This is a genomic window from Bacillus sp. GBSW19, from assembly GCF_002998655.1.
In the GTDB taxonomy this organism is placed as follows: Bacteria; Bacillota; Bacilli; order Bacillales; family Bacillaceae; genus Bacillus.
Genome location: NZ_PVRF01000002.1, coordinates 633,266 through 647,411, shown reverse-complemented (window position 1 = coordinate 647,411; position 14,146 = coordinate 633,266). Strand labels below are relative to the sequence as shown.

Below are 14,146 nucleotides of genomic sequence, written 5' to 3'. Positions count from 1 at the left end.
GTTTATCCAAATGCGGTAGGACAAAAAGGGGTTGTTTACTTGAATTCAAAACAGCAGCCGACGACTAGAAAACGCTTGGAGACAATGGCAGATCATGTTGAAGATAAACGTGAAGAATATAAAGAATTGCTCATTCAAGTCCAATCTATTCTCGGTGAACCTTCTCTAGAGCAGGAAGAATTAAAAGAGAAGCTGTCAGATACGTATAAACAAATGAAAGAATATGCCTTATTTGTTGAATCCATTGAAGCCTTTATTCGAAAAATGGCGAAAGAATCTGATCAGCAAAAGTAGGTATTCGTGTAAGGAAAAGTGTACCTGCGTGTGGGTATGCTTTTTTTCATGAAATGAAAGGGTGACGTCAATTGAAGATAGAAACGTATATTTATTTGGAGGACAAGAAGAAGTTTGTAACCATTGATGATATTGAAAAGATCAAAACCTTCGTTGCTACAAAAGAAGATTTTATGGAACAAGGGTTTACAAACCTTGAAGGAACAATTACGTTCGATCATGGGAAAAAGGGGAAAATAGAGGATTTCGAAAATCCAGATTCTATTGAAGAGTTGTGGCATTATTATAAAAATGTATTAGTAGATTACATGGAAGAAGGGTACGGAAAGATTTATTATCCAAGTTTACCCCTAGAAATACAGTTGGAGAGAAAATCCGATCGAGAAATTATGTTATCACTTGAAAATCAGATATTGGTGGCTGACTTTAAAGAGTTTGTATATCAACTCATTGAATCAGGTCGTCAATTTATCGAGTTTTTAAAAGTGATTACGGGAAGACCTGATGATAGTGATTTACGTGATGAATTTGAGAGAATAGAGAAGGTATACAAGAGCTTGTAAGTACAAACAAAACCCGATTCGCCCATTAACAAGGCGAATCGGGTTTTTCTGTTCTATTTGTCAACACGATGAGCAGAATGCTTTGTTGGTCCGATGTATTCATTTAGCTGGAAAGAGCCTTTGATGGCAGCTGTGATGAATTCTTTTGCTGCATAAATGGCTTCTTTCACGTCTGAGCCGTTTGCTAGTTCAGCTGTGACTGCTGCTGAGAATGTGCAGCCTGCGCCGTGTGTGTATTCTGTGTCGATCTTATCTGTTTCAAGGCGTTCGAAGGTTTGTCCATCATAAAGCAAATCGATCGCTTTATCTTGGCTTAGCTTACCGCCTCCCGTGATGACCACATACTTGGCACCAAGTTCGTGAATGCGTTTTGCTGCTTCTTCCATTTGTTCGATCGTTTTGATCTCACCGATTCCGCTTAATTGACCTGCTTCGAAAAGGTTAGGCGTGATGACGGTTGCCAGTGGCGTAAGCTTTTCGCGTAGTGCTTCAGCGTGCTCCGGATATAGCACTTCGTTCGCACCCTTACAAACCATAACAGGATCAATGACGACATTTTTTAGGTCGTATGTTTTGATAGTGTCAGCTGCAAGTTCGATCACGTCGACTGTTGGGAGCATACCCGTTTTCAGTGCATCTACCCCAATGCCTTCTACAATGGTAGAGAGCTGCGCACGAATCGTCGCCGTATCAATTGGAAACACCTGATGATCCCAATGGTTATGAGGGTCCATTGCAACGACAACGGTTAAAGCTGTCATCCCGTAGACGTTTTTTTCTTGAAACGTTTTTAAATCTGCTTGGATACCTGCACCGCCGCTTGAATCCGACCCTGCGATGGTGAGTGCTTTATTCATAGACATAGTTGCTGAACCTCCAATGTGATGTGTAACAGTTACTGTTCTATCCCTTATTATAATCAGCTTTTCCGTTTATCACAATGAAACGACATAAAAAAGCGTTCCACCCTAGGAGGAACGCCTTTCTCCTTACCTTTTACAAATCACCAATTTTCCTTTTTTCAGTTCGTCTAAAAGTGTTAAGGCTAATTCCTGATCCGCGCCAACCGACATCATTTTGGCCATGAGCTCGTCATCCCGGGTGCGGATGACATTGGCGATTTGATCTAAAATCCCTTGATCGACCGCTGTCATGCTTTTGGCATTTGTATGCTCTGTGACGGTATCAGAGCGTTCTGGATCGTACGCGAAAACGAAAATATCATCCTTTGCTGAATGTATTTGTTCAATGGTCTGTTTGGCTTCTTTGCTATTTTCTACTGTGAAGTATTCCATCGTGATCACTCCTTTTCATCAAAAATTCCCATTTTCCCGTCACATCAAACCGCCTTTTATATCATGAGAAGAACGTCATTTTATGTTTTAATGGAAAAAGACGAATCTATTAAAGGAGTAAGCTGAATATGAAGATTTCCTTATTAGTTGTGACACATAACCGGCTCAGCGCACTGTGTGAGCTGCTTGAATCCATTACGAGACAAACTGTACAGCCTTTTGAAATTGTGGTCGTGAATGATGCAGGAGAGCGAGTCGACATCATCCAGGAACTCTACTCTGAACTTCCGATCCGCTTGATCCATTTAGATGAGAATGTCCAGCATGTGAATGCTAGAAACGTGGGGGTGCGGGAGCTGACAGGCGATGTCATCATGCTGAGTGACGACGATGATTACTTTACACCTTGTCATATTGAACGTATGAGTAAGGCGCTGGAGGACGCCGATTTTGTCTTTTCTGATGCAGAAATTGTGTCATTTGAAGAAAAAGGCGCGACCCGTTTCCCGGTGTCGAGACGTTTATTTGCTTATACAGCAGCTATTGAGGATATGCGTGTTTTTTCTACCTATGTTCCTTCCGGCAGTATGTACAAACGCTGTATACACGATGAGATTGGCTACTTTGATCCAGCGATGCATCATTATTGGGACTGGGACTTCTTTTTGCGTGTATCACAGCATGCCCGTGTCAAACGAGTGCCAGCTGCCAGCGTGATCTATGCGTTTTTTGACGGCGGTGGGAATCAGTCTAGTGATCTTGGTGAAACAAGGAAGAACTACTTAGATGATCTAAGTGAAAAGCATGGGCTGGGTGACCTGCCGACAGCTAACTTTGCTGTCTTATTAGAAGAACCAGCGATGAAAAAACGAGAATCAGAGAGTGATATTGTGTGGGACGGAAAACCGATGATCTCCAGACTAACGCAGCAAATAGAAGGAGGAGAACCCCAATGAAGCCATTTTTAAATGATAGCTGGTGGGCTGTGATGAAAAGTGAATTTGAACAGCCATATTATCAGGAATTACGTGAATGGATGAAGGAAGAATATCGCACGCAGACCGTTTTTCCGAAACCGGATGACGTTTATCGTGCGCTTCATTTGACGTCTTATGAAGAGGTCAAAGTGGTGATTTTGGGACAAGACCCTTATCATGGCCCAGGTCAGGCACATGGATTAAGCTTTTCTGTTCAGCCTGGCGTGAAGCATCCGCCCTCATTGAGAAATATTTTTCAGGAGCTAAAGGATGATCTTGGCTGTCCTGTTCCAAATCATGGCTCACTTGTGAGCTGGGCAGAGCAGGGTGTGCTGCTCTTAAACACTGTGCTGACCGTGAGAAAGGGCGAGGCGAACTCGCATAAAGGCAAGGGCTGGGAACGTGTGACAGACCGTGTCATTGATGTGCTGAATGAACGTGATCAGCCCGTCGTTTTTGTGTTATGGGGAAGACATGCTCAAAATAAGAAAGAACGCATTGATCAAAACAAGCATTACATCATTGAGTCACCTCATCCAAGTCCTTTTTCTGCAAGAAACGGCTTTTTTGGCAGTCGTCCGTTTTCAAAGGTAAACGCGTATTTAAAACAAATGGGGATCGAAGAAATCAACTGGTGTATCCAAGGTATTGAGTGAAAAGAGGACGAGGGAAGAGCCCCTTCGTCCTGTTTATTTTAAAAATTTACGAACCAAGTCGAGTCCGTTTTTCGCATTTGGATAACGGAAGGAAAAATCGAAGCGATTGGTTTGGCGCAGGACGCTTTTTTCATGCGTAAAGGTAAAGAAGCTTTCTTTCCCATGATATCGTCCCATGCCGCTTTCACCCACGCCTCCGAATGGCAGGTAAGGAGTAGCGACATGCATGAGCGTGTCATTGATACATCCTCCGCCAAATGAAAGATGGTCTAGAATATAGGATTCTGTTTCTTTACTTGTTGTAAATAAGTAAAGAGCAAGCGGCTTCGGCCTTGTTTTGATCATATGCGCTGCCTCATGCAGAGAATCAAAGGTCATGACAGGCAGAATCGGTCCGAAAATTTCCTCCTGCATGACGGGATCTTCCCATGTGATGTGGTCTAAAATGGTCGGAGCGATTTTGAGCTCGTGTTCATTGCGCTGTCCACCCGTGACAATCGTTCCATTTGAGAGGAATTGTGAGAGTCTGTCAAAATGACGCTGGCTGACATTTTTCCCAAAGTGCGGATGTGTTTCAGGGTGTTCACCATAAAAGTCCCGGATACAAGCTGTCATTTCCCGCAAAAGGTCCTCTTTAATGGACTCATGAACGAGCAAATAGTCTGGCGCAATGCATGTTTGCCCTGCATTGGTGAATTTGCCGAAAGTGATTCGCTTCGCCGCTAGTTTGATGTCTGCATCAGGCATGACGATGCAAGGGCTTTTTCCGCCAAGTTCGAGTGTGACAGGAGTCAAATGCTTTGCGGCGGCTTCCATGACGACTTTGCCGACTGCCACACTTCCTGTAAAGAAGATATAATCAAAGGGCAGTTTCAGCAGCTCTGTACTCACATCTACACCGCCTTCTACGACAGCTGCATGGTCTTCTTGAAATACACGTTCCACCATTGCGCTGATTATTTGTGAGACTTGCGGCGTCAGCTCAGACGGTTTTAAGATGACGGCATTACCCGCAGCAATAGCTCCGACTAATGGAGAAAGAGCCAATTGGAAAGGATAGTTCCAAGGGGCAATGATGAGCACACTGCCGTAAGGTTCTTTGATGATCATACTTTTCGATCCGATATGAGTCAGAGGTGTTCGCGCGCGTGTTGGCTTTGCCCATTTGTGAAGATGCTTGATGGTATGATTGATTTCTTCATATACCATCCCAATCTCTGTTGTATAGGCTTCTTGTTCGGATTTATGTAAATCATGGGCTAAGGCTTGTAAAATATCCTTTTCATGCTGTTTGATTTCTGCTTTTAAGTCTTTAAGGAGACGGATGCGTTCTTGAACCGGCGGCTTTTGAAAGACTTTTTGTTTCTGAAAAAGAGCAGTGAGTTTGTCCATTATTCAATCCTTTCATAGACGATTTTGTTCCTTTTATTATGTGTGAACGACCATGCCGGGTCAAATAAGAGCAACATGAGCGCACTGCTTTGAAAAAATGAACCCATTTCGTTTGTTCATTTGGTAAAATAATGTTGGAAAACGAATTTTTTAGATTGGAGGGTATGCCCTTGAATATTCATATATCAAGTCTGCTTCAAAAAATGGAGGAAGCGGTTCAAAAGGCGAAACAAAGTGGAAATGATGAAGAGGTGAAACGTCAAGTGGCGGCGATTTCTTCACTGTGTGATGTCATTCTCGATGCACCATCACAGGTGCAAATGCCGCAGTCGCAGGTTATCTCGCCACCTTCTTCGATACAGACACCGTCTGCGCCGCCCGTATCCTCAGATCAAGCCATGCTTGAGAAACTGATGGGTGCGAGTGGGGCGAAGAAATTTCAGCATCAAGAAGAGAGGCAAAAAGAGAAGGATGGGAACGGCGACTCTATTTTTGATTTTTAATGGTCTTGTCACGACAAAGGGAAGGTGATCGGTTTGAAACTATTTTTGGGCGCCATTCAGTGGATGGCATTTTTTATCGCAGCTTCTATTGCCGTACCAATTGCGATTGCACAAGCGTTTGAATTGAACCAAGTGCAGTCAGCGGAGCTGATTCAAAGTACATTCTTTTCACTTGGTCTTGTGGCGATGGTGCAGTGTTTATGCGGCCATATGCTGCCGATCAATGAAAGTCCAGCAGGGCTTTGGTGGGGTGTGTATACCCTTTATGCAGGCATGACAGGAACAATTTTTGCGACGTATCCTGAAACCCTGCAAGCCTTACAAGGAGCTTTAATTTTTAGTGCCGCATTCTTTTTTATTTTTAGTTTATTTAAAATCATTAATTGGCTCGCTTCTTTATTTACGCCAGTCGTCACAGGCATTTACTTGCTGCTGCTAGTTGTGCAGTTAAGTCAGCCGATCATGCAAGGGCTGATGGGCATCGGCTATCGAGGAAATCAGGTGGACGGGCTTGTCTTTTGCTTATCGATCTTGATTATTATCCTTACCTTCATGATCAGCCGCTCAAAATGGCATTACTTAAGGCAGTTTTCTGTGTTATTTGCCCTTGCAGGAGGCTGGTTGTTATTCGCTCTACTCGGGTTGGCAAAGCCGGTTCGAATTCCAGAAAAAATCATCGAGTTTCCGAAGCTGTTCCCATTCGGCATGCCGGTCTTTGACAGTGGACTACTTGTCACGTCCTTTTTTATTACGATCTTACTCATTGTGAACATGCTGGCAAGTATTCGAATTGTGGAAAGTTCAGTGAAGGCATTTGGTGAACTGCGTGAGCGGAAGAGAGCTCGGCCGGCTGGCTTTGTCGCAGCATTTGGTCACTTACTGAGCGGATTGATCGGTGCCATTGCGCCTGTACCTATTTCCGGAGCAGCAGGATTTATACAGACAACGAAAATTCCATCGAGAAAGCCATTTTTCATAGGAAGTCTGCTCATTGTACTCATTAGTTTGTTCCCGCTGCTCATGAGCTTTTTCTCCGCATTGCCATCACCTGTGGGGCTTGCTGTAAACTTTGTGGTGTTCTCCTCGATGATTGGGATTGCGATGTCAGAGTTTGATCAGTATGAGAAAGAAGAAATTCCGCGGATTCGCTTTGTCCTAGGGATTGCCGTTTTAGCAGGTGTAGGGGCGATGTTTGTACCGCAGGGAGCCTTGAAAGGCATGCATCCTGTGCTCATTTCATTATTAAGCAATGGTCTTGTTCTAGGTACACTCATTGCGATTGCGGTCGATCAAGTCCTGTTACGAAAGAAAAAGAAATCCGACAATCTCGTGTCAACGTAAAAGGAAAGTTGAATGTCGTCTGTCACCCGCGCTATGATAAACATAATTGACGAGATAAGGAGAATGACGAATGAAACTATTTTTCATTTTAGGTGCGATTAATGCCATGCTAGCTGTTGGACTCGGAGCCTTCGGTGCGCACGGTCTGGAAGGGAAAATCCCTGAAAAGTATATAGACATATGGAACAAAGGGGTTCAATATCAGATGTTCCATGCGATTGGATTATTTATTGTCGCCTTTCTTGCAGATAAGCTGTCAGGTGTTTCTCTAGTTCCCACCGCTGGCTGGGTGATGCTTGCAGGCATCCTTTTCTTCTCAGGAAGCCTTTACGTGCTGGCATTGACACAGGTGAAGATTCTAGGTGCCATTACCCCAATTGGCGGAGTGGCGTTTATCGCTTCTTGGATCATGCTTGTCATTGCAGCAGCAAAAAATTTATAAGTCAAAAAACCGATGCTCTGAGAGGGGCATCGGTTTTTTTCTTAATTCCAGTAAGGGGCATAATTTGGCGGTGCTTGATAATAAGGGATGTAGTGAGATGGAGGGACAGGATGCGTTTGTGCCTCCTCTTCTCTGTGGCAAAATGGTCCGATAAACACACTTGGCTTCACAGGCTGTGTCGCCTGCTTCCACTGTGTTTCGTTCATACAATACGTATGTGCCATGATGTGAGCAGGGGTGAGGGTGAGAAGGTCTGAGCCTAGGATCACTTCTGGCGTAGATGCGTTAAAAACGGCTAACAAATGAGTTCTGTCTTGGAGGGCAACTTCATAGTGCCACCAGCCTTGAGGTACGTTTGCCACCTGTCCAGGGGTGATGGTATAGGTGTGCAGTTTTTTTGTGAATGGATTCAGCATCGAGACAGCAGCAGAACCGGCTATACAATAAACAAGCTCTGCGGCATTTTGATGATAATGAGGCTCTACGACTTTGCTTTTACTCAAATATATATCCAGCAGGGATACTTGATCCAACGAGTTTAATTGTTTTTTTCCTAAAACATTAATCAGATTATGCTGATCGTACTTCACAAGGGGGCTTTGACTCAGATCGTATGAATATTTAACATTCGGTGATGTATAATCCAGCTCAACAGTCATTGATGTCACCTCTAGGCGTTTGATAAAAACTACTAGGCATCTTATGACCAGCGCCTTAGAGGTGTGACAAAAACCTAGTCAAAAGAAAAAAGCAAGGGCGCCTGCTCCTTGCTTTTGCTATATGTGGCGTTATCTATCTCGGAGAATACGTGGACATAGAGTATGGATAGTCGTATTGAATTTCCCCATCAAACGTAATGTAATCAAGATAGATCGTTAATAGTAAGTATCGTGTTCCCGTCTTATTATCACTAATGATAATGTGGTCACGTCCTGCAGCTTCAATGACGCCTCTGAAAATCTTCGAGTTCCATTCCTTACTTGCCTCAAACGTCATGTAAATCGTGGCTACCTTGCCGCGGTTCAATCGTAAAATATTTTCAATATAGGACTGCTCGATTGGCAGCTGACCAGTGACATTCTGCTGATAAATCGGTCCAGAAGGAATTTGATACGGCTGCCCGCCGCTCTGCGTGCCCTGCCCCCCTTGTGAAGAACCAGTAGACGGCAGTGGTGAAAATCCCTGCTGCATTTGTCCTTGCATTTGACCCTGCATTTGGGGAGGGACTGAATAACCCATCTGCTGCGCAGGATACGGATTTGCTCCATATTGTTGCTGGCGAAAATCTTGACCTTCGAAACCCGAACCTTGCCCAAATTGATTTTTCAATTTCATAACGTTCCTCCTCTTTCCTCATGGTGTTCTAAACAGAAGGCGCTTAAGCACCTGTTGTTTCCATAGCATTCTTTCTCTCTTTCACACTATGAGACAGGAGGATGGAATATGTACATTGAACGAAAAAAAGGAACTGCGGTGCAGTTCCTTAGGCGTGGGCAAACCCTCGCATTCTTTGCCAGATCTGCGCTTCGTTGCTCACGAATATCAAATTCTCTCTGATGCTCAACCTTCCTTACATCATCCAATTTACAGCGCGCTGGACACCAAATAAAAGTGTAATGATAAGAAAACATGCCGCAAGCGGTGTGATCACAATGAGAAAGGCTTGCCATAATCTGAGCTTCATCACAGCGGCAATGCCTAAAACAGTCATTCCAAATATCCACGTCTTTGCATAAGCATCAATCAGTGTCAAAAGATCGAGATAATACCAAACCTCATAATGCTGATCTAAATAAGGTGAGATTTTGACAAACGTATACGGACCAAGCATTCCAATAGTGAAAATCCAACTGAGTGAAAATAAAGCGGAAGGGAAAAAGATCGTCAGCGTGCAGGCTTTGAGCACATCTCGATATGCTGTTTGACTGCCAAAAAAAAGATGCCCTAACCACTTTAGGATGAGTACACCGAAAAATAGAACCAGATTGCCTGCAAGAATACCATATCCCGCTCCTTGTAACAGAATAAAAGGGAACGGAATATGATTGCCCATATACTCGCTAAAATAACCTTCGTAGACCCAGCCTGTACCAGCGATACTTGCAAGGAGCATCATCAGCCAAATTGGAATAGAGGAATGTTGATATGAGCGAATAATCGTTTTTGTTGCGACGAAAATTTTAAAAAATCGAAAAAAACCTTTTGCTTCCTCTTCTTGGGAGTGATCATTCTTCATAGCTTCCAATGTTCTTTACTCCTTTAATACACATAAATGATTACTTATATTACCAAAAAGTTCGCGTTTTTCAAAGATAGATCAATAAAAAAATACAATTTTATAAAAAATAGGTCACTCTACAGTCTCTTTAAGAGGAGACACATATGATAAACATAGTTTGAAAGAGACCGAGGTGAAAACTTTGACAAAAGTAACTGTCATTATGACGAGCTACAACAAGGCGGCTTACGTCGGCAGATCGATTGAAGCGGTCTTGCAGCAGACGCTTTCAGACTTTGAACTATTTATCATGGATGATGGTTCAAACGAAAAAACCCTTGCTGCGATTGAGCCCTTTCGCAAAGATCCCCGTGTTCATTTTATCCAAAGCGGTGTCAAATCGCTGGAGGAGAGAACAGTGAAAACCCGATACGCCGTCCTGATTAATCAAGCATTAGAACTGGCAAAGGGCGAGTATATTTCCTATGCCACAGATGACAATGTCTATGCCCCGGACCGTTTAGAGAAGCTCACTCATTATCTAGATGCACGACCAGGTGAGGATATTGTCTATTCTGCATCGAAAGTAATCTATTTAAATAGCAAAAAAGAGCCAGTAAAGGAAACGATTCGACCTGCGCAAACGGTGCAATGGAATGCACCCTGTGCCATAGATCATTGCTCGGTCGTTCATCGTGCATCTATTTTATCAAAGATTCAAGCTGAATTTGGGTCTTACTGGGACGAGAGTCCGCATTTTTATCGAATAGGAGATGCCCGGTTCTTTTTTCGATTAAATCATTTTTATCCGTTCTATCCCTTTGATGAAGTTTTAGATACAAATTACATCACAGAACAGTCGATTCACTATCAGCTGGCAGAAGAAGAGAAAAGTGCCTTTATTCAAGCACTTCCTGAGCAGTCTACCTGCTGGGAGCTCCGCCACATATTAAAACAAAGACATGGGAGGTGACCTGAAGTGTCGCACTATATTCATCATTATTGGCAGGTGTACTTTGAGTATGTGAATCTCATGAAGGATTTGTCCTATAAACAAATTCCTCTTGGGTTGATCAGCAATTTCTATCAATATATCAGTCCTGAAGTAAGGGAACGCATGGAGGATGAAGCATTCGGTCAAGAATTGACAACCGATTGTCCATTGCCGGAAGAGATTCAGCCATTTTTTGATCAACATAAGCAGCAGATCAAGCGAATTGCTTATCGTCCGGCGAATGGAAAGGTATTGCTTCACTTTGAACATCTGCGTTTTACTGAACAAAATTACACGCGGTTCCATCCGAGTCAAACGGTGGTGCTCGCTCGCTGGAAGAAGGCAGATTATTTCGGTTTACCTGTCATCAGCAAGCCGGAATTAGCCGGAGAGGTTAATAAAGAAGCCCATGCTGAATATATTGAAAAAGCAAATGCTCTCCTTAAACCTTACGCAAAGCACCCCGTCTTTGGCAATGTCTTTTTTAGAGAAAAGCTTCGGAAGGACATTGTGCAATTTATTGATGTGATTGACCAGACAGAAGTTCTATTTCAGATGGAGCCAATTGCAGCCGTCATTGTGGGGACGACGGAGGATGCTTACAGTCGCGTACTGGCACTGCAAACAATGAAACGCCAGCTCACGAGTATCTGTCTTCAGCACGGCGCACTTATGGGAGACGAAGCCTTTTTGCCGATTTTCACGACGTGCCATGGGGTGTTTGGAAAGTATGAAAAGGACTGGTATGTAGACAAAGGCTGTCAGCCGGAACAGGTGGAGATCACAGGTCATCCGAGGTTTGATTTGGTGAAGGATCGAACGCCGCTTCAACAGGAACTCATCTTTCGTAAATTGAACTTCAATCCTGCCAAAAAGACCGTGCTTGTGGCAACGCAGCCGTTCTCAGAAGCCTTCTATGGTGATGTTCTTAAAACGATTGCAAAACGGAAAGACATTCAGTTGATCATGAAGCCGCATCCGTGGGAAATTGCCCGAAACCGATTAAATGAGTATGTGTCCATTGAACGAGCTGGAAATCATGTGAGATTGATTAAAAAAGAAATCGACTTATATGACCTGCTGCCATATATGGATATGGTCATTACGCTCACATCAACCGTCGGTCTTGAAGCAATGCTCTTTGAAAAGAGTGTGCTGATCGGGAAAATGACAGAAGGCAGAAGATACCCTTATTACGAGTCGCTTGGCAGCTATCATATGGAAAACCCTGTTGAACTGGCTGAGAAAGCCATTCGTATTTTGTCGGATGATCAAGAGATGAAGCTGGCAAAGCAGCAAGGAGCTCAATTCATTAAACAACATTATCCGCATGCGCGATCGACCGATGTTCTGCTTTCTCTGCTTAAAACAAAAACAGGTGTGGATTTTCAGAGATGAAGATAGGGGTGTGCAAGCGATATGGAAAAAAAGAGAGCGCAATTTCTTCCTTATGCCCTGCCGTTGATTGAGCAGGAAGAAATTGACGAAGTCATTGGAACATTAAAATCCGGCTGGCTGTCAACCGGACCAAAAGTAAGACAGTTTGAAGAAGAGTTTCGGCAGCTGACCGGTGCAAAACATGCGATCGCTGTCAATTCATGTACGGCTGCTTTATTTTTAGCCTTAAAGGCTAGAGGGATTGGGAATGGGGATGAGGTGATTACAACGCCTCTGACATTCTGCGCAACAGCCAATACGATCATTCACACAGGGGCAGCACCTGTATTTGTCGATATTGACCCAGCGACTCTCAATCTCGATGCAGAGAAACTAGAAGCGGCGATTACACCACATACAAAAGCGATTGTCCCTGTTCATTTTGCTGGTCAGTCGTGCGATATGGACCGGATTTTAGCCATTGCCAAAAAGTACGATCTATTTGTGCTCGAGGATGCCGCTCATGCTCTGTATACAACGTACCATGGCCAGCCCATTGGAGCGATTGGTGATGCGACTGCCTTTAGTTTTTATGCGACGAAAAACATAGCGACTGGAGAAGGCGGCATGCTGACGACAAACGATGATGCGCTTGCCGCTCGGATCAGAAGACTAGCACTCCATGGGATGAGCAAGGGAGCATGGAATCGTTATGGAGAAAAAGGAACATGGTACTACGAGGTCGAGGAACCTGGCTATAAAATGAACATGTTTGATGTGCAGGCATCGTTAGGGCTTGTCCAGCTAAGCCGTCTGGATGATATGCAGGCGCGGAGAGAACAAATTGCGAAAGCATACAATCAGGCTTTTCAAAAAGAAGCAGGGCTGATTCTGCCGCCTGTCCATCATGAGGGAAGACATGCATGGCATTTGTATGTACTGCAAGTGGATCCAAAAGAAGCATTCATCACACGCGATGAGCTGATTGATCAGCTGCAAAAGGAGTATAAAATCGGCACGAGTGTTCACTTTATCCCTGTTCATTTGCATCCATACTATCAACAAACCTATCACTATTCACCAGAGGATTTCCCTAAGTCACTCGCTTACTACAAGCGGACTCTCTCACTGCCTCTTTATCCAAGTATGACAGATGAAGATGTGCAGGATGTCATCACCGCGGTGCTGTCTATTTTAAAAGAACAGAAGGCATCTTCATGAAGACCGTTCATGCAATAGACGATCAGGTGCTGTCCGCTTGGCTGGAGAAATACGGCCAGAAAGCTGAACAAATGAAAGGCTTCAAGCAGTTTGGTCTTGTCAGTGGCGCCCAGCTCAAAGCGGTGCTGTTATTCGACTGGTCAAAATGGGAAAGCGGCATATTTGATCAGCATATTTTTCATGTGAAGTTTGCGGAAGCTGAGTCATCATCTGCTTTTCAAGAATTGATGGAGCGCTTCATCAATTGGATGAGAACAGAAAAATGCGATTTTTTCTTTTTACGTCTTGAAGCGGCTGATCTTGAAAAAAACCGGATCGTCCAAAGGCTGTCACATGTGTACTATGTGGGCGGTCTCACTCGGCTTGAGGCGCCGCCTGTTCACATGGAGATGCCATCAACAGGTGAAGATGTGGTGATAAGTCTGCCGGATGAAAAGGAATACGATGAGGCGGTTTCACTTGGTCATCAGGCTTTTGTGAAAAGCCGGTATGCACTCGATCCATTTTTAGACCAGAATGTCGTCCAGCATTTCTATCAAGAATGGATGAGAAACAATTTGCTCGGACGTGCAGATATCAATCTCGTGGCAAAGGTGAACGATGAAGTCGTGGGCTTGATACAAGGGATGACCAAGGGCGATGAAATGGCGCTTGAGCTGTTTGCGATTAGACCGGATGTACAAGGAAAAGGGATCGGGAAAAAACTGTTTATCGAGATGATGAAGGTCTCTTATGAGAGAGGGCATCGTTTTATTTCTGCCGGAACACAGCTGCATAACACAACCGCCATTCAGCTGTACGAAAAGACGGGCTTTAGAACAACAAATGCCTTCTTGTATTACCATGTATGGCCGAAAAAAGGAGAGAGATAAG

The 14,146-nt window shown here is 43.9% G+C and carries 17 protein-coding genes; 11 read left to right on the top strand and 6 right to left on the bottom strand.

Annotated elements, in window-relative coordinates; all coding sequences use genetic code 11:
* Positions 1 to 39: 39 nt before the first annotated feature.
* Both C6344_RS13090 and C6344_RS13085 read left to right on the top strand, forming a co-directional pair.
* Entirely contained in the window at positions 40 to 294 is a 255-nt protein-coding gene (locus tag C6344_RS13090; protein ID WP_008359596.1) for a hypothetical protein, read from the top strand.
* 71 nt (positions 295 to 365) lie between these two features.
* Complete coding sequence (locus C6344_RS13085; protein WP_106036413.1) at positions 366 to 857, top strand: hypothetical protein; 492 nt, start codon at positions 366 to 368, stop codon at positions 855 to 857.
* A gap of 53 nt (positions 858 to 910) precedes the next feature.
* On the opposite strand, the gene C6344_RS13080 is transcribed toward C6344_RS13085, so the two are convergent.
* Positions 911 to 1,720, bottom strand: coding sequence for a bifunctional hydroxymethylpyrimidine kinase/phosphomethylpyrimidine kinase (locus tag C6344_RS13080; RefSeq protein WP_034660396.1), 810 nt, complete (start codon positions 1,718 to 1,720; stop codon positions 911 to 913).
* A gap of 126 nt (positions 1,721 to 1,846) precedes the next feature.
* Positions 1,847 to 2,152 (bottom strand): YflT domain-containing protein, encoded by a 306-nt coding sequence (locus C6344_RS13075; protein WP_034660395.1) that lies wholly within the window; start codon positions 2,150 to 2,152, stop codon positions 1,847 to 1,849.
* A 128-nt stretch (positions 2,153 to 2,280) separates the two neighbouring features.
* Between C6344_RS13075 and C6344_RS13070 the strand changes: the two genes are divergently transcribed.
* Entirely contained in the window at positions 2,281 to 3,108 is an 828-nt protein-coding gene (locus tag C6344_RS13070; protein ID WP_106072988.1) for a glycosyltransferase family 2 protein, read from the top strand.
* On the top strand, positions 3,105 to 3,785 hold the full coding sequence (locus C6344_RS13065; RefSeq protein ID WP_034660393.1) for a uracil-DNA glycosylase: 681 nt from the start codon (positions 3,105 to 3,107) through the stop codon (positions 3,783 to 3,785). Before C6344_RS13070 ends, C6344_RS13065 begins: the two co-directional genes overlap by 4 nt.
* A 33-nt stretch (positions 3,786 to 3,818) precedes the next feature.
* On the opposite strand, the gene C6344_RS13060 is transcribed toward C6344_RS13065, so the two are convergent.
* Positions 3,819 to 5,177, bottom strand: coding sequence for an aldehyde dehydrogenase (locus C6344_RS13060; RefSeq protein ID WP_106036415.1), 1,359 nt, complete (start codon positions 5,175 to 5,177; stop codon positions 3,819 to 3,821).
* Between the two features lie 170 nt (positions 5,178 to 5,347).
* Here C6344_RS13060 and C6344_RS13055 point away from each other — a divergent pair, with 170 nt between their 5' ends.
* The 3 genes from C6344_RS13055 to C6344_RS13045 all read left to right on the top strand — a co-directional run bounded on the left by C6344_RS13055 (position 5,348) and on the right by C6344_RS13045 (position 7,463).
* Entirely contained in the window at positions 5,348 to 5,680 is a 333-nt protein-coding gene (locus C6344_RS13055; protein ID WP_106038945.1) for a YwdI family protein, read from the top strand.
* A gap of 33 nt (positions 5,681 to 5,713) precedes the next feature.
* Complete coding sequence (locus C6344_RS13050) at positions 5,714 to 7,021, top strand: purine/pyrimidine permease (protein ID WP_106036416.1); 1,308 nt, start codon at positions 5,714 to 5,716, stop codon at positions 7,019 to 7,021.
* Between the two features lie 70 nt (positions 7,022 to 7,091).
* Entirely contained in the window at positions 7,092 to 7,463 is a 372-nt protein-coding gene (locus C6344_RS13045; protein ID WP_060597537.1) for a DUF423 domain-containing protein, read from the top strand.
* 41 nt (positions 7,464 to 7,504) lie between these two features.
* On the opposite strand, the gene C6344_RS13040 is transcribed toward C6344_RS13045, so the two are convergent.
* The 3 genes from C6344_RS13040 to C6344_RS13030 all read right to left on the bottom strand — a co-directional run bounded on the left by C6344_RS13040 (position 7,505) and on the right by C6344_RS13030 (position 9,708).
* Positions 7,505 to 8,122 carry a cupin domain-containing protein gene (locus C6344_RS13040; RefSeq protein ID WP_060597536.1) on the bottom strand — a complete coding sequence of 206 codons (618 nt, stop codon included), beginning with the start codon at positions 8,120 to 8,122 and terminating at the stop codon, positions 7,505 to 7,507.
* Between the two features lie 133 nt (positions 8,123 to 8,255).
* Positions 8,256 to 8,798: a spore coat protein GerQ gene (gene gerQ, locus C6344_RS13035; RefSeq protein WP_060597535.1), complete on the bottom strand. Its 543-nt coding sequence runs from the start codon at positions 8,796 to 8,798 to the stop codon at positions 8,256 to 8,258.
* Between the two features lie 235 nt (positions 8,799 to 9,033).
* Positions 9,034 to 9,708, bottom strand: a complete 675-nt coding sequence (locus C6344_RS13030; protein ID WP_106048064.1) for a YIP1 family protein — start codon at positions 9,706 to 9,708, stop codon at positions 9,034 to 9,036.
* Between the two features lie 175 nt (positions 9,709 to 9,883).
* Between C6344_RS13030 and C6344_RS13025 the strand changes: the two genes are divergently transcribed.
* From C6344_RS13025 to C6344_RS13010, 4 genes are read left to right on the top strand one after another with little or no spacing between them, the layout of a single operon-like run.
* Entirely contained in the window at positions 9,884 to 10,654 is a 771-nt protein-coding gene (locus C6344_RS13025) for a glycosyltransferase family 2 protein (RefSeq protein WP_066031799.1), read from the top strand.
* 6 nt (positions 10,655 to 10,660) lie between these two features.
* The gene (locus C6344_RS13020) at positions 10,661 to 12,073 is read left to right on the top strand and encodes a capsular polysaccharide export protein, LipB/KpsS family (protein ID WP_106048066.1); all 1,413 of its coding nucleotides are present in this window, start codon (positions 10,661 to 10,663) and stop codon (positions 12,071 to 12,073) included.
* Between the two features lie 21 nt (positions 12,074 to 12,094).
* Complete coding sequence (locus tag C6344_RS13015; protein ID WP_060597533.1) at positions 12,095 to 13,273, top strand: DegT/DnrJ/EryC1/StrS family aminotransferase; 1,179 nt, start codon at positions 12,095 to 12,097, stop codon at positions 13,271 to 13,273.
* Positions 13,270 to 14,145: a GNAT family N-acetyltransferase gene (locus tag C6344_RS13010; RefSeq protein ID WP_060597532.1), complete on the top strand. Its 876-nt coding sequence runs from the start codon at positions 13,270 to 13,272 to the stop codon at positions 14,143 to 14,145. The genes C6344_RS13015 and C6344_RS13010 overlap by 4 nt, the downstream gene beginning before the upstream one ends.
* Position 14,146: the final 1 nt, after the last annotated feature.

Excerpts from the sequence above, each read along its gene's own strand:
- gerQ (WP_060597535.1), bottom strand. The coding sequence starts at position 8,798 with ATGAAATTGAAAAATCAATTTGGGCAAGGTTCGGGTTTCGAAGGTCAA.
- C6344_RS13045 (WP_060597537.1), top strand. The coding sequence starts at position 7,092 with ATGAAACTATTTTTCATTTTAGGTGCGATTAATGCCATGCTAGCTGTT.
- C6344_RS13060 (WP_106036415.1), bottom strand. The coding sequence starts at position 5,177 with ATGGACAAACTCACTGCTCTTTTTCAGAAACAAAAAGTCTTTCAAAAG.
- C6344_RS13015 (WP_060597533.1), top strand. The coding sequence starts at position 12,095 with ATGGAAAAAAAGAGAGCGCAATTTCTTCCTTATGCCCTGCCGTTGATT.
- C6344_RS13065 (WP_034660393.1), top strand. The coding sequence starts at position 3,105 with ATGAAGCCATTTTTAAATGATAGCTGGTGGGCTGTGATGAAAAGTGAA.
- C6344_RS13075 (WP_034660395.1), bottom strand. The coding sequence starts at position 2,152 with ATGGAATACTTCACAGTAGAAAATAGCAAAGAAGCCAAACAGACCATT.
- C6344_RS13010 (WP_060597532.1), top strand. The coding sequence starts at position 13,270 with ATGAAGACCGTTCATGCAATAGACGATCAGGTGCTGTCCGCTTGGCTG.
- C6344_RS13080 (WP_034660396.1), bottom strand. The coding sequence starts at position 1,720 with ATGTCTATGAATAAAGCACTCACCATCGCAGGGTCGGATTCAAGCGGC.
- C6344_RS13070 (WP_106072988.1), top strand. The coding sequence starts at position 2,281 with ATGAAGATTTCCTTATTAGTTGTGACACATAACCGGCTCAGCGCACTG.
- C6344_RS13040 (WP_060597536.1), bottom strand. The coding sequence starts at position 8,122 with ATGACTGTTGAGCTGGATTATACATCACCGAATGTTAAATATTCATAC.